A 22,540-nucleotide genomic window follows, 5' to 3' on the forward strand; every position below is an offset into this window, starting at 1 on the left:
TCCACGATACCCCGAATCGTCGAAGGGTGAATAGATGCCCGGTTACCGGCCGCCGGTAACCGGGCATCTATTCACCCGTCGACGTGGTGGCAGGGCGGTGTCGACGGATCGCCAGGCTCGCCAGTCCGATCAGCAGCCAGACGCCGGCAATGATGAGGGCCAAATGGCTGGCCAGAGCGAGTACCGCCACGATGATGGCGATGCCGATGAGGGGGATGACGAGATGGCGGACGGGCCGCGTCGTGCGTTTGCCGACGATGTAGTACCCGATCACTGACACATGGAGGAAGACGAATGCCGTGAGTGCGCCGACCGTGACCATTGACGACAACAGGTCGAGGCCGTCGGGGCGGACCGCGGCGGCGACGGCGATGACGATCGTGGCGGCCGCCGAAACGACTATGGCAACCCGCGGCGTGTGGCTGCGCGGGCTGATTTTGGCAAGGGCGCCCGGAAGCTGACCGTCCCGGGCCATTCCGTACATCAGCCTGCTGACGGCCGCTTGGGCGACAAGCGCCGAGAAGACGGGGCCGACAGCCTTGGTGATGGTGACTGTCGTGCCGAACCAGCCGCCGATCGAGGACGAAAGCATGCTGTAGAACGCCGTTCCCTGGTCGGCCGGATGCGCGGTCAATTCCTGCGGCGTGGTGTGGATCAACAAACTGCCCAGATAGGTCTGAGCCACGAAGAGCAGTCCGGCCAGACCAAGACAAAACAGAAGTGCCTGCCCGACTTGCTTCGTCGACCCGGTGGTCTCTTCGGCGAAGCTGGCGATCGCATCGAACCCGAGAAATGCCAGCACTGCGACCGAGACGGCCCCGATGATTCCCGCCGGCTCGAACCCGTGGAAGCCGATCAAGGGGGACAGCCATGGGCGCGCCGGACCCTGTGCGGCGATGACGATGACTGCCGCGACGGTGAACGCCGCCAGCACAACTATCTCGATGCCCACCATCACCAGCCCGACGGTGGCGGCGAGTTTCACGCCGCCCAGATTGAGGCCGGTAATGATGATGATGCCAATCACCGTGAACAGCCAGACCGGAACACTCGGGATCAGTGCGTGGCTGGCGATTCCGGTGAACAGCGCGGCCATGCTGGGGATGAACAGGTAGTCGAGACCGATCATCCACCCGGCGATGAAACCGGGAGCGCGCCCGAGACCGGCAGTGGCGTAGGCGAACACCGACCCGGCCAGCGGTACGGCCCCCGACATTCGTGCATACGACCAGGCGGTGAACGCCATGGCAACTGTCGCAATGATGAAAACCAGTCCGACGGCGCCGTGGCTGCGGGCGTCGAGCACCCCGAAAGTGCCCATCGGTGCGGTCGGGCCGATGAACAACAGGCCGTAGACGACGAGGTCGCGGAGCGACAGGCTCCGCTTCAGTCGCGGCGCACCGGCGGGACCCGAGGCGGAATCGTCCTTGGCAGTGCGCACGCGCGCAGTTTACCTGCTGATCAGGCCCGCGCTGTCATGGGCGACGATGCTGCGTTCGCGATCATTCATCCTGCCGACGACCGGCCATCCGGCCAATTTGCTTCGGCGGATATCGATGATCTTGCGGCCGGCGATTTCAACGGTGATGAGGGATTTGGACTTCGAGTGAGCCATTTTTACTCCTTATTACTCTTTGGGTGGTCTGCGGTGTTTTGGGACGGACGATGGACAAGGCGGGAGAATCCGAAGAACCGGACGAACTCCGCGTCGCCGGGCTTATCCGCCCGCGGCGAGAGACGATCGTCATATTCGGCCAACAGGTTTTCGACGTCGCGATTGAACTTGGCGCTCTCATCCGGAGTCAGCCACGCGACCCGGGATGCGAAGAGGAGCGATTCGCGCCACTGCCGCGGTATCAGCCGGCGTTCCGTCACCCACTGACTCAGCCTGGTCGATTCGTGGATGGCGGTGGCCTCGTCGAAAGCGTCGCCGGCGGCGCTTCCGGACTCGTCGTCCGTGGGATCGACCCAGACGGCGCGTTCAACTCGGCGCCACGGGCGTTCTTTGCCTTCGCGCCCAGCAGCTTCGACAAATCCGTGTTTGGCCAGGGTGCGCAAATGGAATGAGCAGTTTTGCGGGCTTTCGCCGACCAGCGGGGCGCACTCGGTGGCGGTCGCCGTGTCCCGCGCCGCGAGGACCTCGAGCAGGGCCAGACGTACCGGATGGCTGAGTGCCCGGATGTCCTTCGGATCGCGCGCGTGGCGCTGCTTTCCGGAGCCTGGGTCGTCTGTCATGCTTCAATGATAAAACGCGAAAGAACTCTTTCGAAACAATTCTTTCATGAGTTCGGTCACAGGACGGCAATTCGGCGAGATCCGTTTTTCGATTCGACTGTCATCGAGCCGCGCTGTCCGACCCGGCAAGGCCGCGTAGATGCCAACGGCTCGAACCTCGACCGACAGCGAAGGTGGGCAAGGGTCCGAGCCTGGTGAGTGTGGTGGGCCCAGAGGGACTCGAACCCCCGACATCCACGGTGTAAACGTGGCGCTCTAACCAACTGAGCTATAGGCCCGCATCTGTGCGGTGTCGACCGAGTGGCTCTCATGCGCAGGCGACGATTGATTGTTCCATATTATCCGGCGTCGCGGCTACTCGAACTTCGCCGTTGACCGGCTTTCGGCGACGATCTAGCCTGAAAGCAACGAGTCGAAGCGGCCCGCGTGACGCGTGTGGGAGTGGCTATGGCACAGGGTGGGACGTGACCATGGACTTCGGCTTCAGCTCAGACCAAGAGACCTTCCGAGCAAGTGTCCGCGAGTTCGCCCGGAGCACACTGGCCCCGCATGACGCCGAGGACGACGTGAACGGCGCCATGCGCCCGGAGATGCCCCGCCAAATGGCGAACATCGGCTTGACCGGCCTTCGTATTCCGGACAAGTACGGCGGGCAGGGCGCCGGCGCCCTCGAGGTCGGCATTGCTGCCGAAGAGGTCGCCCGCGCCGATCTGAACGCCTGTTACCTGATCGTCAATTCCACTCTCGTCAGTGAGATCATGCTCGGCGCGGCCGACGCTGACCAATGCCGTCGGTGGCTGCCCTCGATCGCCGACGGCAGTACCATTCCGGCGCTCGTGCTCACCGAGCCCGAACACGGATCGGATGCGGCGAGCCTGACCGTGAAAGCCGAGCCGGACGCCGGCGGATGGCGACTCACCGGCGAGAAGACGTCCATCACCATGGGCATGTACGCCGACGTCGGCGTCGTCCTTGCGCGAACCGGGAATGCCGGGCCATCCGGCGTCAGCGCGTTCATCGTCGACTTGGACGACGGGCACATCACCCGCTCGGTGTTCGACGATCTCGGCAACAGACCGATCGGCAGGGCCTCCATCTACTTTGACGGAATGCCAGTGCCCCGCGACGGCTTGCTCGGCGCCGAAGGCAGCGGATTCACCTCGGCCATGCGCGGCTTCGACTACTCCCGCGCGGTCATGGCCCTGGCGTGCCTCGGGACCGCGGCGGCCGCGCTGGACGACGCAATCGGTTACGCCCGGATTCGCACTGCCTTCGGCGCGCCGATCGGCACGAACGAAGGCGTCGCGTTCCCGCTCGTTGAATGCGCCACGCGCCTGCGCGCGGCACGACTGCTCTGCTATGAAGCGCTGTGGCGCAAGGATCAGGGCATGCCGCACACCGTTGAAGCGAACATGGTCAAGTGGCTTGCCCCGAAGCTCGCCGTCGAGATCGTCCATCAGTCGCTTTTGACGTTCGGGCATACCGGATATTCGTCGGACAATCCGCAAGGTCGCAGGCTGCGCGACGTGATTGGCCTCGAGATCGGCGACGGCACCGCACAGATCACCAAGCTCGTAGTGGCACGCAATCTCCTCGGACGCGCAGCCGCACCGTGACGGACGTCGCCGTGCGGACCGCAATTGCAGAAAGGTCGGAACAATGTCGAGGCAGCTGGCAATAGTGACCGGCGCGGGTTCGGGCATCGGCCGCGCCATTGCGTGGAAATTCGCCGATGCGGGCTACCAGGTGGTCGGTGCAGATCTCAACGACGATGCGGCGGCCGAATCCGCCGCCAAGTACCCCGACATGATGACCGCCGAGCACGTGGACGTCGCGGACGCCGAATCCGTCACCTCGCTCTGCCGTGCCGTGACCGCTATCGGGACGCCGGCGACAATCGTTAACGCGGCAGGCTGGGACAGAACCGACAAATTCATCAACGAGGACGCCGAATTCGCCCGGAAAGTGGTCGAGATTAACTACCTCGGTCCCGTGGCCATGTGCCGGGAATTCGCCCGAGTCATGATCGATGCCGGACGCGGCGGACGCATCGTCAACATTGCCAGCGACGCCGGCCGCGTCGGAAGCGCGGGGGAGACCATCTACGCCGGCGCCAAGGGCGGCGTCATTGCATTCACCAAGTCCTTGGCGCGCGAACTGGCTCGAGACGGTATCAACGTCAACTGCGTGTGCCCCGGCCCGACCGACACGCCCTTGTTCGCCGCGCAGCCGGAGCATTTGCGCCAAGCGCTCATCAAATCGATACCGTTCCGACGAGTGGCCGAACCGTCGGAAATCGCGGACGCCGTATATTTCTTCGCGTCGCCGGCATCCCGCTACGTGACGGGGCAGATCCTCAGCGTCGATGGCGGGCTGACCATGGCGGGGTGAGAATCCGACGAAATCCGATGAAATCCGATGAATTCCGAGGACGCGAACCGACGGACGAGGAGACGAGGGGACGACAACCATGCACGACTCCGACTACGAGTACGTGACCTTTGCGCGCCGGGCCAACGGCGTGCTGGTGATGACGCTTGACCGCCCGGACAAATACAACGCCGCCAACGAACAGATGCACGGCGAGTTGGCCAGGGTCTGGAAGGATGTTTCGGCCGACGACGAGGTGCGCGTCGTCGTCGTGACGGGCGCCGGCCGTGCCTTTTCGGCCGGCGGCGACCTGGAAATGGTGCAGCGGATGGCCGGCGATCACGACCGCGTCTCGCACATGCTCATTGAAATGAGCGATCTCGTCGAGAACTTGCTGGATTGCTCGAAGCCCGTCGTGTCGGCCATCAACGGCGTCGCGGTCGGCGCCGGGCTGGTCATTGCGCTGCTGGCCGATATTTCGATATGCGCGGCCGATGCCAAACTCGGCGACGGGCACATCAAACTCGGCGTCGCGGCCGGCGATCACGCGGCCTTGATGTGGCCGCTGCTCATCGGACTGGCCAAGGCCCGGTACTACCTGCTGACGGGCGAGATGTTGACCGGAGCCGAGGCCGAGCGGCTCGGCATGGTGTCGAAAAGCGTCGAGCCCGGCGACGTCATGCCCGAGGCCTTGCGCATTGCGGACGGTTTGGCCGCCGGACCCCAGCAAGCCATCCGACTGACTCGGCGGGCTTTGAACAACTGGGCCGCCGGATCGCGGGCGATTTTCGATCAGTCCGCGGCTTACGAGATGCTCACCTTCATGGGGCCGGACGTCGTCGAGGGCGCCGCCGCATTGCGCGAAAAGCGCGCTCCCGCTTTCCCGTCCGCCGCCCGCCGGGGCGATTGAGCCGCCGCGCGCTGCCCCCGTCGAGCCACGAAATTTGCTTATTTGTGCATATGTCAGAACAAACTATTGACAGGGTCACGGCGATCCGGCAAAGTTATCCATGTCACGCCGGTGACGAATGCCGGCGAACGGCAAGTTCGACCGGCAAGATCACTAGGGCAAGTGTGATAGGGAAAGCGGGGACGGATGGCGCACGACGTGCTGACGATGGGCCGAATCAGTGTTGATATTTATCCGCACGATATCGGCGTCGATCTCGAAGACGTGACGACGTTCGGCAAATATCTGGGCGGATCCGCATCCAACGTCGCAGTGGCGGCGGCAAAGCACGGGCTGAAGTCCGGGGTGATCACCCGCACCGGGAACGACCCGTTCGGAACCTATCTGCACCGTGAACTTCGCCGTTACGGCGTCGACGACTCCCAGGTCAGCGCCGTCGACGAGTGGCCGACACCCGTGACCTTCTGCGCCATCAAACCACCGGAGGACTTTCCGCTGTACTTCTACCGGACGCCGACCGCCCCGGATCTGCAAATCAAACGGGCCGAACTCGACACGGACGCCGTCCGGAGCGCCGGGATCTTCTGGATGACGGTAACCGGGCTTTGCCAAGAGCCCAGCCGCGACGCGCACGCCGCCGCCCTCGAAGCGCGGCCGCGAGAGGGCCTGCGCCCCGGCCAGTTCACGGTACTCGATCTCGACTATCGTCCCATGTTCTGGCCCGGCCCGGACGAAGCCCGCACCGAGATCGCCCGCGTGCTTCCGGACGTCACCGTCGCGATCGGCAACCGCGAAGAATGCGGCGTGGCGGTCGGCGAAGGCACCCCCGACGAGCTCGCCGACCGGCTGCTGGAATCCGGCGTCGACATCGCAGTCGTCAAACTCGGGTCGGACGGCGTCATGGCGGCTTCACGGTCCGACCGGGTCATTTCCGCGCCCATCCCCGTCGACCCGGTCAACGGCCTGGGCGCCGGGGACGCCTTTGGCGGCGCGTTCTGCCGGGCATTGACCAGCGGCTGGGAACTTCGGGCGTGCCTGGACTTCGCCAACGCCGCCGGCGCAATCGTGGCCGGCGAGCTGTCTTGCTCGGAGGCCATGCCTGATACGGACGCCGTGCTTGCCCTTTTGGCAGCTCGCGGACGGGCGGTGCCGGCGTGAACGGCCACGACGCGGGCAGCGGCGACACCCGCTACGAGCACCTGACCCGGATCCGGGTGGAAGATCCGGGCGCCATCGCCCGGGCGGCCACGTCCAGGCGGCGGCACCCGGGACTGCGGTACGGCCCGCAAACGTTCATCATTGCAGCCGATCATCCCGCTCGCGGCGCGCTGTCGGTCGGCGACGACGCGGCCGCGATGGCCGACCGGCGAGACCTGCTCGACCGGTTACGGACCGCCTTGGCGACGCCGGGCTGTGACGGCGTTTTGGCCACGCCGGACATCATCGACGATCTGCTGCTGCTCGGCGCCCTGGACGACAAACTCGTGTTCGGGTCGATGAACCGCGCCGGGCTTGCCGGATCGTCCTTTGAATACGACGACCGCTTCACCGGTTACACGGCCGAAGCATTGGACGCCATCGGCGCCGACGGGGGCAAGATGCTCACCCGGATCGCCTTGGCGGATCCCGCCACTCCAACGGTGCTCGAGAACACGGCCCGCGCCGTCGATGCGCTGGCCGACCGCGGACTCGTGGCAATGATCGAGCCGTTCCTTTCGGAATGGCGGAACGGCCGAGCCCACAACGACCTCAGCACGGACGCCGTCGTCAAATCGGTGGCGATCGCGTCGGCCCTCGGCGCGTCGAGCGCAGGCACGTGGATGAAGGTGCCCGTCGTCGACCGGATGGACCGCGTCATGGCGGCCACGACACTGCCGACAGTGCTACTGGGCGGCGACACCGGCTCCGATCCGGATGTCGTGTTCGCCCGGTGGGAAAACGCCTTGCGCCAACCCGGCGTCGTCGGCCTGACAGTGGGGCGCACCTTGCTCTACCCGCCGGACGGTGACGTGGCCGGCGCAGTGAAAACCGCAGTGTCGCTGCTGGCCGGCCCGGCGTCCGGCAATTCCGCACCCCCTCCATCCACAACGGCCGATAGGAGCCGCTCATGACGCAGATGACAGTCGCGCAGGCAGTCGTGGAGTTTCTCGGCAGGCAGTACACCGTCGACCGCATTGGCTCCGAGACGTACCGCGAGCGAACCATTCCGGGAATGCTCGGCATCTTCGGGCACGGTAACGTGGCGGGAGTCGGCCAGGCGTTGAAGCAATGGCAGCAAAAGGACCCCACGCTGATGCCCTACTACCAGGGCCGCAACGAACAGGGACTTGCCGATCAGGGAGTCGGCTATGCCCGCCACACCAGGCGCCGCGGCACGTTCGCCGTGACGACGTCGATCGGCCCCGGGTCGTCGAACCTCCTCACCGGTGCGGCCCTGGCCACGGCCAACCGACTGCCGGTGTTGTTGCTGCCGTCCGACACGTTCGCCACGCGCCGGCCCGACCCCGTGCTGCAGCAAATCGAACGCCCCGAAGCGTATGACGTGAGCGTCAATGACGCGTTCCGGCCGCTGTCCAAATCGTTCGACAGGGTCAGCCGCCCCGAACAGGTGTTCTCGGCACTGCTGAACGCCATGCGCGTGTTGACGGACCCGGCCGAAACCGGCGCCTGCACTATTGCGCTGCCGCAGGACGTGCAGGCCGAAGCAATCGATGTCCCGGACGAATTCCTCGCCGAACGCAACTGGCGGATCCGTCGGCCCGCCCCGGAAATCGACGACATTCGCGAAGCCGCCCGTGCGATCGAAGACGCCGAGCGGCCGCTCATCGTGGCGGGTGGGGGAGTGCTGTACTCGTTCGCCACCGACGCGCTGCAGGATTTCGTCGAAGCCACCGGCATCCCCGTCGGCTGCACGCAAGCAGGAATGGGGTCGTTGGCCTGGGACCATCCGCAAAACCTCGGCGCCATCGGGTCGACCGGCACGGTGGCCGCTAACCGACTCGCCCGCGATGCCGACCTGGTGATCGGCATCGGCACTCGTTACGAGGACTTCACCACTGCCTCGCGCACCGCCTTCGCGAACCCGGCCGTGCGCTTCATCAACATCAACGTCGCTGCCATCGACGCGTACAAGAACGCCACCTCCTTGCCGATCGTCGCCGACGCGCGCAAGGCGCTCATCGAGCTGACCTCGGCGCTGCAAGGGTTCCGCGTGTCGGATGATTTGACGTCGACCGTGGCGGCCGAGAAGAAGGAGTGGGACGCCGTCGTCGACGACGCGTACCACACGCGCCACGCGCCGCTGCCGGCCCAGTCCGAGATCATCGGCGCCGTGAACGAGGCATCGGATGCGCGCGACGTCGTGATCTGCGCGGCAGGATCCCTGCCGGGCGACCTGCACAAGCTCTGGCGTGTGCGAGACCCCTACGGCTACCACGTGGAATACGCGTTCTCGTGCATGGGATACGAGATCGCCGGTGGAATCGGCGTCAAACGCGCGGCGCCGGACCGCGACGTCATCGTCATGGTGGGCGACGGGTCGTATCTGATGATGCACACCGAACTCGTCACGGCAGTCGCCGAACGGATCGACGTGATAGTCGTCTTGATCCAAAATCACGGCTATGCGTCGATCGGCGCCCTGTCGGAGTCGTTGGGCTCGCAGCGGTTCGGCACCAAATACCGGTACCTCGACGAAGAGTCGCACAGCTTCGACGACGGCCACACGCTGCCGATCGATTTGGCGACCAACGCCGAGAGTCTCGGCGCGCACGTGATCCGCATCGGCCCGGGCGAATCGAGCATCGACGAATTGGCCGACGCCGTCCGGCGCACCAAGGCCGAGTTCTCCGGCGGCACGCGCTCGGGCCCCGTGCTGATCCATGTGAACAGCGACCCGCTGATTGCCGCACCGGACTCCGAGAGTTGGTGGGACGTGCCGGTGTCGGCCGTGTCCGAGCTGGATTCCACGCTCGAGGCGTATTCCGAATACACGGCCCGCAAAGACACGCAAGCTCGCTACCTCGGCGATCGCTGACCGGAGCGCATCCAATGACGGCAGGAGCACGGAACGATGAGCCCACGACAAGGAGCCCGATGAGCACTGTGACGATCGGTACCGCACCTGATTCCTGGGGAGTCTGGTTTGCCGACGACCCCGAGCAGACCCCGTGGCAACGCTTCCTCGACGAAGCCGCCGACGCCGGATACCGGTGGATCGAACTCGGCCCCTACGGATACCTGCCGACCGACCCGGAAGTTCTGCGCGCCGAACTGGAGCGGCGCGACCTCCAGGTCGCGGCCGGAACAGTCTTCACGGCGTTCCACCGAGGCGCCGACCAGTGGCACGAGGCATGGGAGCCTGCCAGGAAAGTCGCCGAGCTGACTGCCGCGGTGGGCGGCAAGCATATCGTCGTCATTCCGGCGATGTGGCGCGACGACGTGACGGGGCAGCCGGTGGAAAGCGGCGAGCTGACGGCAGGGCAGTGGGACGATCTGTGCGCGGGTCACGACAAGCTCGGCCGCATCCTCGCCGACGACTACGGACTCGCGCAGCAATTCCATCCGCACGCCGACAGCCACGTGGGCGCGCAGCCGGACATCGAACGGATTTTGCAGGCGACCGATCCGGCATTCTTCAATTTGTGTCTCGACACCGGGCACGCCGAATACTGCGGCGCCTCCAGCCTGGACCTGATCCGTCAGTATCCCGACCGCATCGGTTACCTGCACTTGAAGCAGATCGACCCGGCCGTTCTTGCCCACGTGCGCGAAAACGACCTCACCTGGGCGGCGGCCAACAAGGCCGGAGTGATGGTCGAACCACCCGCGGGTCTTCCCGATCTGCGCAGCGTGATCGACGCGGTCGAAGCTCTGGACAAGGACATCTTCGGCGTCGTGGAACAAGACATGTACCCGGTCCCGTTCGACGTGCCGTTGCCGATCGCTCGGCGCACGAAGGACTATCTGCTGTCCTGCGGATCTCGGACGACGATCAACTAACGCCACTCACGCTCAGGGAGAGAACTATGGACGCATCGAAAACCTCCGACCGGCTGAACGTCGCGGTGATTGGCGCCGGACGCATGGGCGCCGACCACATTCGCCGTCTGGACACGCGTATTTCCGGAGCGCGCGTAGCGGCTGTCGTCGACGTCGACGAGGCCCGGGCGACGGACGCCGTGCGCGACGTGCCCGGCGCCGTCGCCCTGACGGATCCGACTGAAGCGTTGGCGCGGGCCGACGTGGATGCCGTCCTCGTGGCAACCCCCGGATTCCTGCACGAGGACATCCTGTTGGCCGCGCTGGAAAAAGATATGCCGATCCTGTGCGAAAAGCCGCTCACGCAAGAGCCCGACAGTTCGTGGCGGATCGTCGAAGCCGAAGAGAGGCTGGGCCGTCAGCGAATCCAGGTCGGCTTCATGCGCCGCTTCGACTCCGAATACGCAGCGCTCGGCGGCATATTTGCCGGCGGCGAGCTCGGCGCGCCGCTGATGCTGCACTGCGCGCACCGCAATCCGTCCACGCCGCCCGGGTTCACCAACGAGATGCTCATCACCGACTCGGTGGTGCACGAATTCGACGTGATCCGCTATTTGACCGGCGAAGAGATCGCTTCGGTCCAGATCCGGCGAGGCCGCCGGAACTCGTTCGCCCCCGACGAGCAGCACGACCCGCAACACGTGCTGATCGAGACCACCGGCGGGCTCTTGGCCGACGTCGAGATCTTCGTCAATGCCGAATTCGGCTACCAGGTCACGACGCAGGCCGTGTTCGAACGCGGAATCGTCAACATCGGGCGGGACCGCGGACCGGAGGTAGCGGCGTCCGGTCGTTGGGGCGGCGTCGTCACTCCCGGGTTCGAAGAACGGTTCGGCGACGCGTACGAAGCCGAAGTGCAAAGCTGGGTCGACGCCGCGGCGCGCGGTGAGATCGGCGGTCCGAGCGCCTGGGACGGGTACGCGACCGCGGCATGCTGCGCCGCCGGCGTCCGAGCCCAACAATCGGACGCAGCCGTCACCGTCGAACTGAACACCAAGCCGGAGATATATCACTCATGAAGATCGCACTTGACCCGACACCGTTCCACCGCAGCCACAGCCTGCTCGAACTGCCCGGTGTCGTTGCCGAAATGGGGTACGAATACCTCGAGATGAGTCCGCACGCCGATTTCATCCCGTTCTATGGCCACCCCAAGGCCGATGACGCCACGGTGCGCGCGTTCCGCAAGGCGTGCGACGATGCCGGAGTCGGCATTTGCTCGGTGCTTCCCGTGCTTCGCTGGTCGGGCCCGGACGAGGACGCCCGCGAAGCCGCCGTCCGGTATTGGAAGCGCGCCATCCAGATCACCGTGGACCTGGGCGTGCCGGTGATGAATTCGGAGTTCTCCGGCAGGCCCGAACGCGCCGAGGAATCCGAGCGGGCGTTCTTCCGGTCGATGGAAGAGCTGCTGCCGATCATTGAACGCGAAGGCATCGACTTGCGGATCGAACCGCATCCGGACGATTTCGTCGAAGAGGGACACGCCGCGCTGCGCCTCATTCGCGCGCTGAACTCGGATCATGTCGGATTCCTGTATTGCACGCCGCACACGTTCCACATGCAGTCCGACCCGCTTGGCATCATGCGCGACGCCGGCCCGCTGCTGCGTCAGGTGCATCTTGCAGACAGCTTTGACCACCGTCGCTCGTCGGGGCTGCGGTACATCGTCAATCCGCCCGGATCGACGGCCCGCGTCCACCAGCACCTGAACATCGGCGACGGCGACGTGAATTGGGACGAAGCGTTCTCCGGGCTGCGTGAGATCGGGTTCGACGGCACTCTCGTGTCCAGCGTGTTCGCCGAGGAGGAGAACGCCGCCGAATCGTCGCGATATCAGCTCCGGCAGATCCGCGAACGCACCGCCGCCCGGTAGCCGGTTCGCATCGACCGCGCGCGGGCGTCGAAAAGCCGGCCCGCCGAGCCGCTACCCGAACGGCAGCCGCGGGTCGATCTGCTGATCGTCCCAGGTCCGGCGGATCCAGCCGTGCGCAGGATCGTCGCTGATCAGCCATTGGCGAACCGGCCCGGGGCCGGCCATCACGTTCAGGTAATAGAGATCGTAGCCCGGGGGCGCCATGGCGGGGCCGTGCCAACCGAACGGCACCAGGACGACGTCGCCGGTGCGCACCTCGGCGGTCACGTCGATTTCCCGGTCATCGGAGGCATAGACCCGCTGATAGCCGAGCGGGTCGGCGTCCGACGGGGCCGGCATTCCGGTGGCCAGCCGGGTTTCAAAGTAGTAGATCTCTTCGAGTTGTGTCTCGCCGTCCGTTTCCTCGTCGTGCTTGTGCGGCGGATACGACGACCAGTTGCCGGCGGGCGTCAACACCTCGCACACAATGAAGCGATCGGCTTCGAGAGCAGCCGGGGTGCCGAAGTTGTGCACTTGGCGCGAGCAGTTGCCGGCGCCGCGCAATTCGACCGGGATCTCGGACGCACGGATATGCCGGACCGGATACGAGTTCTTGGCCGGCGCCGACGCCACCGCGACGCGTCCGCCGTCGATCGGTTCGATCCGGACGTCGGCGTTGGTGCCGGTATAGAGCACGTCCGCCGGGCCGGTGAACACGGAATCGCGGCCGGCCAGCTCGTACGACTCGTCTCCGGTGGTGACGCGGAACGAGCCGCGCAGCGGGATGACGATGCGCTCTTCGGCCGCCGCCGGCAACGACACCGACGCGCCGAGTTCGAGGTCGGCGACGCGGATTCCGGTGTACTGCCAGCCGTTGACGGGGGTCGACTCCGGGGTGCCCAGGGAGACGTGCCATCTGCCCGCGGAAGCTGTGCCTTTGGGAAAGAACCATTCGGTCATGAGGGACTCCTTTAGCGGTGGACGAGAGTCATTTCAAACGTGTAGGTGTCGGCGCGGTACACATGGCTGCCCGTCTCCACGCACTTGCCGACGTCGTCGACGGCCGTGCGTTCCATTGTCACGAGCGGCGCGCCGGGGTCGACGCCGAGCCGTTCGGCCTGCTCGACGTCGGCCACGACTGCCCCAATACGTTGATGGGCGAGCCGGAAATTCGTACCGGCGTCGCGAAGCGTTTCGTATAAGCCGTGCTCGGTCAGTACCCGTTCGTCGAGTTCGGTGATGTCGTCGCGAACCCAGTTGCGCATCAACGCCAGGGGCTTGCCGTCAACACTGCGAAGCCGGGTGAAGTCGTACACGGCCGAGCCGGCCGGGAGCTGCAACTTCTCACGCGTCGCATCATCGGCCGGGCAATGGTCGAACCGCAGCACGTCGGTGGACGGCGTCCCACCCGAACGCTGCAGGTCGTCAAAGAGACTGGAAAGCTCGAGTTGGCGGCGCACGTGGGCAGAGACCACTTGCGTGCCGACGCCCCGCTTGCGGACCAGCAGGCCGGAATCGACAAGGTGCGCTAACGCTTTGCGCATGGTGGGCCGGGAAACCCGCAGCTGGGCGGCCAGCTCGATTTCGTTGTCGAGCCGAGTGCCGGATTCGAGCGTGCCGTCACGGATGGCCGAGCCGATTCCTTCGGCAAGTTGGTGGTACAACGGCACGGGCGAGGAACGATCGATCGACAAGTTCAGTCGGCTCATGCTGATGGACTCCTGCCGGCATGGTCATGTCAGTTTGTCAGGACATACTGAGCCTACCAGGTGCGCCCGGCAATGGGGACCCTCACCGAGTGCGAAGCTCGCGCTTGAGGATCTTGCCGGACGCATTTCGCGGCAGCTCGGCGACAAACTCGATCCGCTTGGGCACCTTGTACGCGGCGAGCCGGCTCCGCGCGTGCTCGATCACCTCGTCTGCGGTCAGGTCGCCCTTGCGCACGATGAACGCCGTGACGGCCTCGATCCATTTGTCGTCCGGGACGCCGACCACCGCAACTTCGCCGACGGCGCCCAGTTCGTATACGACGTCCTCGATCTCGCGGGAAGCCACGACGATGCCTCCGGTGTTGATGACATCCCGCAGCCTGTCGACGATGGTGATATATCCCTGATCGTCCTGCGTGGCGAGGTCTCCGGAGTGGAACCAGCCCCCGGAGAACGCCGCTGCCGTCTCATCCGGCTTGTCCCAATAGCCCTCGCAGAGCTGCGGCGAGCGATACAACACCTCGCCGGGCTCGCCCGGCGCGACGTCGGCGCCGTCCGGCCCCACCAATCGCAGCGACACGAAAAGTATTGGCTTACCGGCCGATCCCGGCCGGTCGGCATGATCCTCGGGGCGCAGCACGGTGCACAGCGGTCCCATCTCGGATTGCCCAAAGCAGTTGTAGAAGCCGATGTCCGGAAACTGCTCCTGCAGCCGGCGCAAGACGGTCACGGGCATGATGGATGCGCCGTAGTAGGCCTTGCGCAGCGAGGCAAGCCGTTCGAGGCCGGACGAATTGGCCAGCGCCACCCATACGGTGGGCGCCGCGAAGAACGAGTCGATGTGATGCTCGGCGATCGCCCCGAGGATGGCGTCCGGGGTGGGCGCGGGAATGATGTGGTTGGTCGCGCCCATGGCCAGGTTCGGCATCAAGAACACATGCATTTGTGCCGAGTGGTACAGCGGTAGCGCGTGCAGCACTTCGTCGTGCTCGGTGAAGTCGAGCGCCACGATGGACGACACGTAGTGGTGCACCAGGGCCCGGTGCGTCATCACCGCCCCCTTCGGCGCGGCAGTGGTACCGGACGTGTAGAGCAGCTGTGCGACGTCCGTGTCGCTGACGTCGAAGATGGCCGGATCGACGCCGTCGTCCGCGGAGCCCTCGAGCGCCCAGTCAAGCAGCTCGCCGTCGAACCGCAGCACCGTGGAGGGACGCTCGCCCGGCATCCGATCGAAATTCGCGGCCAGCGCGGAATCGAGCAGGACGGCGCGCGCCCCGGATTGCGTCACGATATAGGACAGCGCGTCGCCGGTGAGCTGGAAATTGACCGGCACGTGCACGAGCCCGGCGCGCACGCAGGCCAGAAACCCAATGAGGAACGTGTCCGAGTTCTTGCCGTACGCGGCGACGCGGTCGCCCTTCGACAAACCGGATTCGAGCAGCCGGGCAGCGACCGATGTGACGGCCAGGTCGAGTTGCCGGTACGTCCACGACCGGTCGGTGAACCGCACCGCGATCGTGTCCGGGTACTGCTCGCCGCTGCGCGTCAGGATGTCGCCGATGAGACTTGATCGAATGTCCATGTCCATACGCTAGCGGCTCGCCCGTCGTTCCGGACGGCTGCCGCCGACTTTTTCGGCAGACGCCGTGACCGGCCGGCGTGGCCGGTGCGCCGGCGCCGGTTAGCCTTGTCGGTATGGATTCACCGAGCCGGCCCGCCCGCATCGACGACATTGTCGGCGTCATGGAAAACGCGTGGCCGCAGGATTCGGCCGAAGAGTGGGACGTCGTCGGGCTGACCGTCGGCGACCCGCGGTTGGAGATCACCCGCGTGCTGTTCGCCGTCGACCCGACCATGGCCGTCGCCCGGGAGGCGGAACGGGCCGGCGCGCAGCTGATAGTCACGCATCACCCGCTGCTGATGCGCGGTGTGCACGCGGTTGACGCCGGCGACGCCAAGGGGGCGGTCATCCACCGGCTGATCCAGGGCGGCATCGCGTTGATCAACGCACACACCAATGCGGACATTGCGCCGGACGGCGTGTCGCAGACTTTGATCGAGGCGCTCGGCGTCAAGGAGTCCCGCCCGCTGAACGCACCGGAACCGCGGCCATGCGCGTCGTCGGGCCCGGGTCGTGTGGGCGACCTTGCACGGGAAGAATCCCTGAACCAGTTCGCGCAGCGCGTGGCGGCGGCGTTGCCGGCCACGGCCGGAGGGGTCCGCGTCGCCGGTCCGCCGGATGGGCGGGTTCGGCGGGTAGCCGTGTGCGGGGGAGCGGGCGACGGGTATTTCGATCTTGTTCGCGCATCCGGCGCCGATGTGTACGTGACGTCGGATCTGCGTCATCACCCGGCGTCCGAAGCACGCGAGACCGCACTGGCCGGCCGGGGCACTCCGTACCTCGTGGACGTCTCGCACTGGGCAGGCGAATCGTTGTGGACGGCGCAGGCTGCGCGCACCGTCGTGGACGGCCTGCGGGCCCGCGGTATTACGGTTGAGGCAACGGTCAGTGTCACAAACACCGATCCATGGACTTTTCAACTTCCCAGCGGAGAGTGAGCAGCAATGGCGACAGCACCAGCGGCCGATCAGGCGGCGCTTTTGAAACTGCAGGCCATCGACTCGAAACTGCTGGGCGTGGCGCATCGCGAGCGCACACTTGCCGAGCACGCCAAGCTTGAGGAGAACGCCAAACGTCTGGCCGACGCCGAAAGCCGGCTTGCCGAAGCCGAGGCCGGGCAGCGGGAGGCGAATTCGCATTTACGCGAGTCCGAGATGGCTGTCGAGCAGGTGCAGAACAAGATCGACAAGGATCAGTCGCGGCTGGATTCGGGCAGTGGGTCGTCAAAGGACCTCACCGCGCTGCAGACCGATATCGCGCACTTGACCGATCGGCGCGGCGAACTCGAGATGGATGAGCTGGAGAAGATGGAGGCCGTCGAGGCCGCCGATGAAGCAGTGAACCGCGTGCAGGCCGAGCTGGACGGGTTGAACGCGGAAAGTGCCGAGATCAGCCGGCAACGCGACGACGGGCTGGAGAAGTTGGCGGCCGAACGCGATGGGCTGACGGCGGAGCGGGCCGGCGCTGCCGACGGCATCGATGCGGCGCTGCTCCAGCTCTACGACTCGCTTCGCGAGCGGCTTGGCGGTGTGGCGGCGGCCGCCGTGCGCAGCGGAGCGTGCGACGCGTGCGGGCAAATGTTTTCGCCCAGCGAGCTGCAACAGTTCTCCCGCGCCGAAGAAGACTTCGTACTGCGTTGTCCCGAGTGCGACAGGATTTTGATCCGCGCGTGACGCCCCGCGCGTGATACAGGGCCGGGCGACGCCGGCCGGGCAAACCGAATCAGCCCGGCAAAATGAGATCCAACGAGCCCGGACGCGATCCGGCGGGCGGCTGCAATTCGGCCGTCCAACGGGTCGAGGCGATCTTCAGCAAATCGCGCGGGGTTTGCGGCGCGCGGCCGCGGCGAGTGAGCAGATGCCTGGCCAGCTCTCCTCGCGTCTGCTTGGCCATATGTGACACGACGGTGCGCTTGCCGCCCGATTCGCGGAACACGCGCACCGCAACCGAGCCTGCCGGCGCCTTCCACGCCGTCGCATAGTCGGAGGACCGGCAATCGATCACCAGCTGGTCGTGCGCATAGGCGGTCAACGGCACAGCAAGTCTTGACTTCCACCACGATGAGAGGCGCCCGAGCCCCGGCAGATTCGTCCCCATCGAGAGCCGGTACGCAGGGATCCGGTCCGGCGGGGCCACGGCGCCAAAGAGTGCCGACACGATCAGGATGCTCGCATCGGCCCGCTTTTTGGCGGTCGCCGTCATCGACCGATACCCGAGGGCCTCGTACAGGACGCCCGAATACACGCTGTGCGCGGGCGCGACCGGCTCGGTGTCCAGCCGGACATTGCGCTGCACTTGGTCGGTGAGCGTATCGCCGACGCCGAGGACGCGGAGCGCATCCTCGTGCGCCGAGACCTTGACGAGCGCTTCCAGCACTATGCGCCGGTCATCGGTCAGCTCGGGAAAGGTCAAAGCGGCGAGGTCGAGTCGATCCTTGCCGGTCGCCGGCGTCTTTCCTTCCGAGGGCGGTAGCAGGATGAGCATGTCTCCAACAATAGTCGCGGCCGCTGTCCTCAGCGGCGCCCGGCTGCCGGATCGCGCGGACTTGTCGGCTATCATCGAAGCACGGATGGGTCGTTCAGACGGTCGCGTCGGTCTTCGTGTCGAAGGCCGCCGAGGAACGTCCGGGCTCCACAGGGCAAGACGGTGGGTAACGCCCACCCGGGGTGACCCGCGGGAAAAGTGCCACAGAAAACAAACCGCCGGCCCGTACGGGCCGGTAAGGGTGAAACGGTGGTGTAAGAGACCACCAGCGGGCCAGGCGACTGGTCCGGCTCGGTAAACCCCGTCTGGAGCAAGGTCGGACAGGCGACGATTGAGGGCTGCCCGCCCGAGTCGCCGGGTGGACTGCTGGAACGTGCGGGCAACCGTACGTCGAGATAGATGACCGTCGCCCGAGTCGGGTAACCGCACTTGGGAACAGGACCCGGCGTACGAGCGGCCCATCCGCCTCAGCCGTGGCCGGCCGAGTTCTTCCGGCGCTTCTTGGCCGCGTGCCCGGCCATTGCGGCCGCGCCGATGATGCCGGCCTCATTGAGCAGGCCGGCCGGCACGATCGGCGTGTCCAAGTTGAGTAACGGCAAGAACTCCTCGGAGCGTTTTGACACGCCGCCGCCGACGATGAACAGGTCCGGCGAGAAGAGAAACTCCAACGTCGAGTAGTACCGCTGCAGCCTGTCGGCCCATTGCCGCCAATCCAGTCCCTCACGGTCGCGAGCCGATTCCGCCGCCCGGGTCTCGGCGTCATGACCGTCGATCTCGATGTGCCCGAGCTCGACGTTCGGCACCAGCTTGCCGTTCAAGAACAGCGCGCATCCGATTCCGGTGCCGAGAGTCGTCATCAACACGACGCCTTTCGTATCCTTTCCGGCGCCGAAGTCGATTTCGGCCTGTCCTGCCGCATCGGCGTCGTTCAGCACGGTGGCGGTGCGCCCCGTCGCCTGCGAGATCATGCCGGCGACGTCCAGACCGACCCAATGATCACCCAAATTGGCGGCCGAATGCGCGACACCGGATTTCATGATCCCCGGAAAAGTCACGCCCAGCGGGAGATCGGTAATCTCGTCCGGCGACTCGATCACGTCGTGATCGGCCGCATGTTCGGCCACGCTCCGGACGACGTCCGCCACGACATCGACGACGGCTTCGGGATCGGCGGGCCGCGGGGTGGGAATGCGGGTGCGCTTTTTGACCAGCTTGCCCTTGTGAAGGTTGACGAGCGCACCCTTGATTCCGGATCCGCCAATGTCGACGCCGACGGCGAGATGGTGCTTTTTGCTCACAAGTGCCCTTTCGTCGCTGATCGATCCATCGCCAGTCACAGTGTCAGAATTTCGGCCCCGGTCTCGGTCACCACCAGGGTGTGCTCGAACTGGGCGGTCCGGCGCTTGTCCTTCGTGACAACCGTCCACCCGTCGTCCCACATCTCCCAATCGGCGCTGCCCAGGGTGAGCATGGGCTCGATAGTGAACGTCATGCCCGGCAGTATCTCGTCCGCGCCGCCCGGAGCCGAGTCGTAGTGCGGAATCACCAGACCGGAATGGAACGCCTCGCCCACGCCGTGGCCGGTGAAATCACGCACCACGCCGTAGCCGAAGCGCTTTGCGTACGACTCGATGACCCGGCCGATCACGTTCACCTGCCGGCCCGGCCGTACCGCCTTGATTCCGCGCATCATTGCCTCGTGCGTGCGGCTGACCAGCTGTTTGGACTCTTCGTCGACGTCGCCGACCAAGAACGTGAAATTCGTGTCGCCGTGGACGCCGTGGATGTACGCCGTGATGTCAATGTTCACGATGTCGCCATCGCCCAGCACTGTCGAATCGGGGATGCCGTGGCAGATGACTTCGTTGACCGAGGCGCACAGCGACTTGGGGAAGCCGCGGTAGTCGAGCGTTGACGGGTAGGCGTGATGGTCGATGAGGAATTCGTGGCCGACCCTGTCGAGTTCGTCGGTGGTGACTCCGGGGCGGATGGCCTCCCCGACCGCGGCAATGGCGTCGGCGGCGATCCGGCCGGCAATGCGGATCTTTTCGATTGTCTCTGCGGACTTGACCTCGCTGCCGGTGAACGGCGCCGGCTCGGGCTTTCCGACATAGCCCGGCCGGACGATGTCGGCCGGGACCTCTCGGTGCCGGGACACGGTGCCCGGCCGGGCCGTGCCACGCGGTGCCGACTGCGATGGAGACATGTCAGAAAGTGTAACCACTCGCGGCCGACCGGAGCAGGGCCCACGGGGTGCTGACGTAAACTTGACCCAGTCATGACCAATGAATTTCCCACTGCTCCTGGTCTCGAGGCGCTGGACGGCGTCGTCGTGCACAAGAGCGCGCCCGAGCAGATCCGCGATCATATTTTGGCCGCCATTACGGTGGGAGCGCTGCCGCCCGGGACGAAGCTGCCGGCCGAACGGGATCTTGCCGACGCTTTGCGCGTGAGCCGATCAAGCGTGCGGGCCGCCCTCGACAGATTGGCCGGGATCGGCGCATTGCGGCGTCGGCGCGGCAAGAGCGGCGGCACGTTCGTGTGCGGTGTCCCGGCCGGATCGGAAGCCGCCGACAAGGCGCTGGCCGGCTTGTCCCCGTTCTGGGCCGAGCGGCAGGACCTGCTGGACGCCCGCACGCTCATTCAACAGCAGATCGCCCGGACGGCCGCGGCGCGCCGCGACGGCGACGACCTCGAACAGATCGGCAGTGCCCGGCTGGCGTATGAATCGGCCGGTGACGCGGCGGGCGCGCGCACTGCCGACAGCGCATTCCATTCGGCCATTGCCGCGGCGGCGCACAACGACCACGTGGTGCGGATGGCCATTGAACTCGACGGAGCCATCAACGCGGGCTTCCGCCACGATCCCTATTCGCCGGAATTGCACAAACAAGCGGTCCGTCAGCACGCCGCGATCGCCGCAGCCATCGAATCGGGCAAGGCCGAGGACGCCGGGCGGCTGACGGAGGAGCACTTCCGCGCCACGACCATGACGCCGCTACCGTCCGGGACGCCGTCGACCGGCCCCGCGAGCGGCGAATAGGTGCCCGGTTACCGGCCGGTAACCGGGCACGCATCCACCACTCGCCGGAGACTTTAGGCGGCCAGCGCCGTCTTCCAGTCCACGTACTCGGCGCCGAATGCATCGGCCACGCCCTTGAACGTGATGTGTCCGCCGTGCGTGTTGAGGCCCTTGGCCAGCGACTCATTGCTCTCCAGTGCGGCGCTCAGCCCCTTATCGGCAAGCGCCGTGACGTACGGCAATGTCACATTGGTCAACCCGTAAGTCGACGTGTTCGGCACGGCGCCGGGCATATTGGCCACGCAGTAGAACGTGGAGCCATGCACTTGGAACGTCGGGTCCTGGTGGGTCGTCGGGTGCGAGTCCTCGAAGCAGCCGCCCTGGTCGATGGCGATATCGACCAAAACACTTCCCGGCTTCATTTGGGCGACAAGTTCGTTGGTGACGAGCTTGGGCGCCTTCGCCCCCGGAATCAGCACGGAACCGATCACGAGATCGGCCTCGGTGACCGCTTCACGGACCGTCAGGCTGTTCGACACGATGGTCTGCAGCTCGCCGCGGTAGAGCTCGTCGAGGTAGCGGAGCCGGTCGACGTTGATGTCGAGAATCTTCACGTTGGCGCGCAGGCCGAGTGCGATCTGTGCCGCATTGAACCCGGCGACGCCGGCGCCCAACACCGTGACGTTGCCGCGCCCGGTTCCCGGCACGCCGCCCAGCAGGAGCCCGCGGCCGCCGGCGGGTGCCAGCAGCGATGCGGCGCCGACCTGGGTCGACAATCTTCCGGCCACTTCGCTCATGGGCGCGAGCAACGGAAGCCGGCGGTCGGGCGTCTGCACGGTCTCGTACGCCAGCGCCGTGCATTTCTTGGCGACGAGCTGATCGGTGAGCGCTTTGTCGTTGGCCAGATGCAAATACGTGAAGAGGATTTGATCGCCGCGGAGCCTGTGATATTCCTCGGCGATCGGCTCCTTGACCTTGAGCAGCATGTCGGCCGTGGACCAGACGTCGTCCGCGTCCGGCAGAATCGTTGCGCCCGCGGCCGTGTAAGCGTCGTCGGTGATATGCGATCCGGCGCCGGCCCCGCTTTCAATGTAGACGTTGTGCCCGCGACCGCTGAGCTCGTGCACGCCGGCCGGGGTGATGGCTACGCGAAATTCATTGTTCTTGACTTCGCGAGGGACGCCGATCTTCACGGGTGACTCCTAGTTTCTTCGTGACGACAAATATGACGCGGCGACGGAGTCCGCTGCGACGTTCACGCCGTCGCGTGAGCCCGTGGTCACCGCTGACCGCTCCG

General features: G+C 65.9%; 22 protein-coding genes, 1 tRNA gene and 1 other RNA gene. 13 read left to right on the forward strand and 11 right to left on the reverse strand.

The window, feature by feature from the left end:
• Nucleotides 1-67: 67 nt before the first annotated feature.
• The 4 genes from BJY26_RS12975 to BJY26_RS12990 form a co-directional block, all read right to left on the reverse strand.
• Nucleotides 68-1,441, reverse strand: coding sequence for an APC family permease (locus tag BJY26_RS12975; protein ID WP_237249138.1), 1,374 nt, complete (start codon nt 1,439-1,441; stop codon nt 68-70).
• Between the two features lie 9 nt (nt 1,442-1,450).
• Entirely contained in the window at nt 1,451-1,615 is a 165-nt protein-coding gene (locus BJY26_RS12980; protein WP_179428662.1) for a hypothetical protein, read from the reverse strand.
• A 2-nt stretch (nt 1,616-1,617) separates the two neighbouring features.
• Nucleotides 1,618-2,235 (reverse strand): ArsR/SmtB family transcription factor, encoded by a 618-nt coding sequence (locus BJY26_RS12985; RefSeq protein WP_179428663.1) that lies wholly within the window; start codon nt 2,233-2,235, stop codon nt 1,618-1,620.
• A 201-nt stretch (nt 2,236-2,436) separates the two neighbouring features.
• Nucleotides 2,437-2,513 (reverse strand) — tRNA-Val (locus BJY26_RS12990).
• Between the two features lie 192 nt (nt 2,514-2,705).
• Between BJY26_RS12990 and BJY26_RS12995 the strand changes: the two genes are divergently transcribed.
• From BJY26_RS12995 to BJY26_RS13035, 9 genes are all read left to right on the forward strand, one after another.
• The gene (locus BJY26_RS12995; RefSeq protein WP_179429960.1) at nt 2,706-3,851 is read left to right on the forward strand and encodes an acyl-CoA dehydrogenase family protein; all 1,146 of its coding nucleotides are present in this window, start codon (nt 2,706-2,708) and stop codon (nt 3,849-3,851) included.
• 43 nt (nt 3,852-3,894) lie between these two features.
• Complete coding sequence (locus tag BJY26_RS13000) at nt 3,895-4,626, forward strand: SDR family NAD(P)-dependent oxidoreductase (protein ID WP_179428664.1); 732 nt, start codon at nt 3,895-3,897, stop codon at nt 4,624-4,626.
• 79 nt (nt 4,627-4,705) lie between these two features.
• Nucleotides 4,706-5,515 carry an enoyl-CoA hydratase/isomerase family protein gene (locus tag BJY26_RS13005; RefSeq protein WP_179428665.1) on the forward strand — a complete coding sequence of 270 codons (810 nt, stop codon included), beginning with the start codon at nt 4,706-4,708 and terminating at the stop codon, nt 5,513-5,515.
• A 186-nt stretch (nt 5,516-5,701) separates the two neighbouring features.
• Nucleotides 5,702-6,673: a 5-dehydro-2-deoxygluconokinase gene (gene iolC / locus BJY26_RS13010; RefSeq protein ID WP_179428666.1), complete on the forward strand. Its 972-nt coding sequence runs from the start codon at nt 5,702-5,704 to the stop codon at nt 6,671-6,673.
• Nucleotides 6,670-7,626: a Cgl0159 family (beta/alpha)8-fold protein gene (locus BJY26_RS13015; protein WP_179428667.1), complete on the forward strand. Its 957-nt coding sequence runs from the start codon at nt 6,670-6,672 to the stop codon at nt 7,624-7,626. The genes iolC and BJY26_RS13015 overlap by 4 nt, the downstream gene beginning before the upstream one ends.
• A gap of 5 nt (nt 7,627-7,631) precedes the next feature.
• Nucleotides 7,632-9,551: a 3D-(3,5/4)-trihydroxycyclohexane-1,2-dione acylhydrolase (decyclizing) gene (gene iolD / locus BJY26_RS13020; protein ID WP_179429961.1), complete on the forward strand. Its 1,920-nt coding sequence runs from the start codon at nt 7,632-7,634 to the stop codon at nt 9,549-9,551.
• A gap of 59 nt (nt 9,552-9,610) precedes the next feature.
• Complete coding sequence (locus tag BJY26_RS13025; RefSeq protein ID WP_179428668.1) at nt 9,611-10,516, forward strand: sugar phosphate isomerase/epimerase family protein; 906 nt, start codon at nt 9,611-9,613, stop codon at nt 10,514-10,516.
• A gap of 26 nt (nt 10,517-10,542) precedes the next feature.
• The gene (locus tag BJY26_RS13030) at nt 10,543-11,574 is read left to right on the forward strand and encodes a Gfo/Idh/MocA family protein (RefSeq protein WP_179428669.1); all 1,032 of its coding nucleotides are present in this window, start codon (nt 10,543-10,545) and stop codon (nt 11,572-11,574) included.
• Nucleotides 11,571-12,428: a sugar phosphate isomerase/epimerase family protein gene (locus tag BJY26_RS13035; RefSeq protein WP_179428670.1), complete on the forward strand. Its 858-nt coding sequence runs from the start codon at nt 11,571-11,573 to the stop codon at nt 12,426-12,428. The genes BJY26_RS13030 and BJY26_RS13035 overlap by 4 nt, the downstream gene beginning before the upstream one ends.
• A 51-nt stretch (nt 12,429-12,479) precedes the next feature.
• Here the strand turns inward: BJY26_RS13035 and iolB are convergent, their stop codons facing one another.
• From iolB to BJY26_RS13050, 3 genes are all read right to left on the reverse strand, one after another.
• Nucleotides 12,480-13,367, reverse strand: a complete 888-nt coding sequence (gene iolB / locus BJY26_RS13040; RefSeq protein ID WP_179428671.1) for a 5-deoxy-glucuronate isomerase — start codon at nt 13,365-13,367, stop codon at nt 12,480-12,482.
• An 11-nt stretch (nt 13,368-13,378) separates the two neighbouring features.
• On the reverse strand, nt 13,379-14,116 hold the full coding sequence (locus tag BJY26_RS13045) for a GntR family transcriptional regulator (RefSeq protein WP_179428672.1): 738 nt from the start codon (nt 14,114-14,116) through the stop codon (nt 13,379-13,381).
• Between the two features lie 82 nt (nt 14,117-14,198).
• Nucleotides 14,199-15,698 carry a fatty acyl-CoA synthetase gene (locus BJY26_RS13050; protein WP_308191275.1) on the reverse strand — a complete coding sequence of 500 codons (1,500 nt, stop codon included), beginning with the start codon at nt 15,696-15,698 and terminating at the stop codon, nt 14,199-14,201.
• A 113-nt stretch (nt 15,699-15,811) separates the two neighbouring features.
• Here BJY26_RS13050 and BJY26_RS13055 point away from each other — a divergent pair, with 113 nt between their 5' ends.
• Nucleotides 15,812-16,675 (forward strand): Nif3-like dinuclear metal center hexameric protein, encoded by an 864-nt coding sequence (locus tag BJY26_RS13055; protein ID WP_179428674.1) that lies wholly within the window; start codon nt 15,812-15,814, stop codon nt 16,673-16,675.
• Nucleotides 16,676-16,681: 6 nt separating this feature from the next.
• A complete protein-coding gene (locus tag BJY26_RS13060; RefSeq protein WP_179428675.1) occupies nt 16,682-17,410 on the forward strand; it encodes a zinc ribbon domain-containing protein in 729 nt (242 codons plus the stop codon).
• Between the two features lie 49 nt (nt 17,411-17,459).
• Here the strand turns inward: BJY26_RS13060 and BJY26_RS13065 are convergent, their stop codons facing one another.
• The gene (locus BJY26_RS13065) at nt 17,460-18,221 is read right to left on the reverse strand and encodes a YaaA family protein (RefSeq protein ID WP_179428676.1); all 762 of its coding nucleotides are present in this window, start codon (nt 18,219-18,221) and stop codon (nt 17,460-17,462) included.
• A gap of 86 nt (nt 18,222-18,307) precedes the next feature.
• On the opposite strand from BJY26_RS13065, the gene rnpB reads away from it, so the two are divergent.
• Nucleotides 18,308-18,686, forward strand: an RNA gene (rnpB, locus tag BJY26_RS13070) — RNase P RNA component class A.
• A gap of 2 nt (nt 18,687-18,688) precedes the next feature.
• On the opposite strand, the gene ppgK is transcribed toward rnpB, so the two are convergent.
• Nucleotides 18,689-19,519: a polyphosphate--glucose phosphotransferase gene (ppgK, locus tag BJY26_RS13075; protein WP_179428677.1), complete on the reverse strand. Its 831-nt coding sequence runs from the start codon at nt 19,517-19,519 to the stop codon at nt 18,689-18,691.
• Between the two features lie 35 nt (nt 19,520-19,554).
• Nucleotides 19,555-20,427: a type I methionyl aminopeptidase gene (gene map / locus BJY26_RS13080; RefSeq protein ID WP_179428678.1), complete on the reverse strand. Its 873-nt coding sequence runs from the start codon at nt 20,425-20,427 to the stop codon at nt 19,555-19,557.
• A gap of 72 nt (nt 20,428-20,499) precedes the next feature.
• Between map and BJY26_RS13085 the strand changes: the two genes are divergently transcribed.
• A complete protein-coding gene (locus tag BJY26_RS13085; protein WP_179428679.1) occupies nt 20,500-21,264 on the forward strand; it encodes a FadR/GntR family transcriptional regulator in 765 nt (254 codons plus the stop codon).
• Nucleotides 21,265-21,317: 53 nt separating this feature from the next.
• Here the strand turns inward: BJY26_RS13085 and ald are convergent, their stop codons facing one another.
• On the reverse strand, nt 21,318-22,436 hold the full coding sequence (gene ald / locus BJY26_RS13090) for an alanine dehydrogenase (RefSeq protein WP_179428680.1): 1,119 nt from the start codon (nt 22,434-22,436) through the stop codon (nt 21,318-21,320).
• Between the last annotated feature and the right edge of the window lie 104 nt (nt 22,437-22,540).

The sequence above is a fragment of the Spelaeicoccus albus genome (assembly GCF_013409065.1).
Taxonomy (GTDB): Bacteria; Actinomycetota; Actinomycetes; order Actinomycetales; family Brevibacteriaceae; genus Spelaeicoccus; species Spelaeicoccus albus.

Bases quoted from the DNA above. Each gene is read 5' to 3' on its own strand.
- BJY26_RS13045 (WP_179428672.1), bottom strand. From the start codon at position 14,116: ATGAGCCGACTGAACTTGTCGATCGATCGTTCCTCGCCCGTGCCGTTG.
- iolC (WP_179428666.1), top strand. From the start codon at position 5,702: ATGGCGCACGACGTGCTGACGATGGGCCGAATCAGTGTTGATATTTAT.
- BJY26_RS12985 (WP_179428663.1), bottom strand. From the start codon at position 2,235: ATGACAGACGACCCAGGCTCCGGAAAGCAGCGCCACGCGCGCGATCCG.
- BJY26_RS13030 (WP_179428669.1), top strand. From the start codon at position 10,543: ATGGACGCATCGAAAACCTCCGACCGGCTGAACGTCGCGGTGATTGGC.
- BJY26_RS13025 (WP_179428668.1), top strand. From the start codon at position 9,611: ATGAGCACTGTGACGATCGGTACCGCACCTGATTCCTGGGGAGTCTGG.
- BJY26_RS12980 (WP_179428662.1), bottom strand. From the start codon at position 1,615: ATGGCTCACTCGAAGTCCAAATCCCTCATCACCGTTGAAATCGCCGGC.
- BJY26_RS13035 (WP_179428670.1), top strand. From the start codon at position 11,571: ATGAAGATCGCACTTGACCCGACACCGTTCCACCGCAGCCACAGCCTG.
- BJY26_RS13060 (WP_179428675.1), top strand. From the start codon at position 16,682: ATGGCGACAGCACCAGCGGCCGATCAGGCGGCGCTTTTGAAACTGCAG.
- BJY26_RS13005 (WP_179428665.1), top strand. From the start codon at position 4,706: ATGCACGACTCCGACTACGAGTACGTGACCTTTGCGCGCCGGGCCAAC.
- iolD (WP_179429961.1), top strand. From the start codon at position 7,632: ATGACAGTCGCGCAGGCAGTCGTGGAGTTTCTCGGCAGGCAGTACACC.
- BJY26_RS13000 (WP_179428664.1), top strand. From the start codon at position 3,895: ATGTCGAGGCAGCTGGCAATAGTGACCGGCGCGGGTTCGGGCATCGGC.
- BJY26_RS13065 (WP_179428676.1), bottom strand. From the start codon at position 18,221: ATGCTCATCCTGCTACCGCCCTCGGAAGGAAAGACGCCGGCGACCGGC.
- map (WP_179428678.1), bottom strand. From the start codon at position 20,427: ATGTCTCCATCGCAGTCGGCACCGCGTGGCACGGCCCGGCCGGGCACC.
- BJY26_RS13050 (WP_308191275.1), bottom strand. From the start codon at position 15,698: ATGGACATTCGATCAAGTCTCATCGGCGACATCCTGACGCGCAGCGGC.
- iolB (WP_179428671.1), bottom strand. From the start codon at position 13,367: ATGACCGAATGGTTCTTTCCCAAAGGCACAGCTTCCGCGGGCAGATGG.
- BJY26_RS13055 (WP_179428674.1), top strand. From the start codon at position 15,812: ATGGATTCACCGAGCCGGCCCGCCCGCATCGACGACATTGTCGGCGTC.
- BJY26_RS12995 (WP_179429960.1), top strand. From the start codon at position 2,706: ATGGACTTCGGCTTCAGCTCAGACCAAGAGACCTTCCGAGCAAGTGTC.
- BJY26_RS13085 (WP_179428679.1), top strand. From the start codon at position 20,500: ATGACCAATGAATTTCCCACTGCTCCTGGTCTCGAGGCGCTGGACGGC.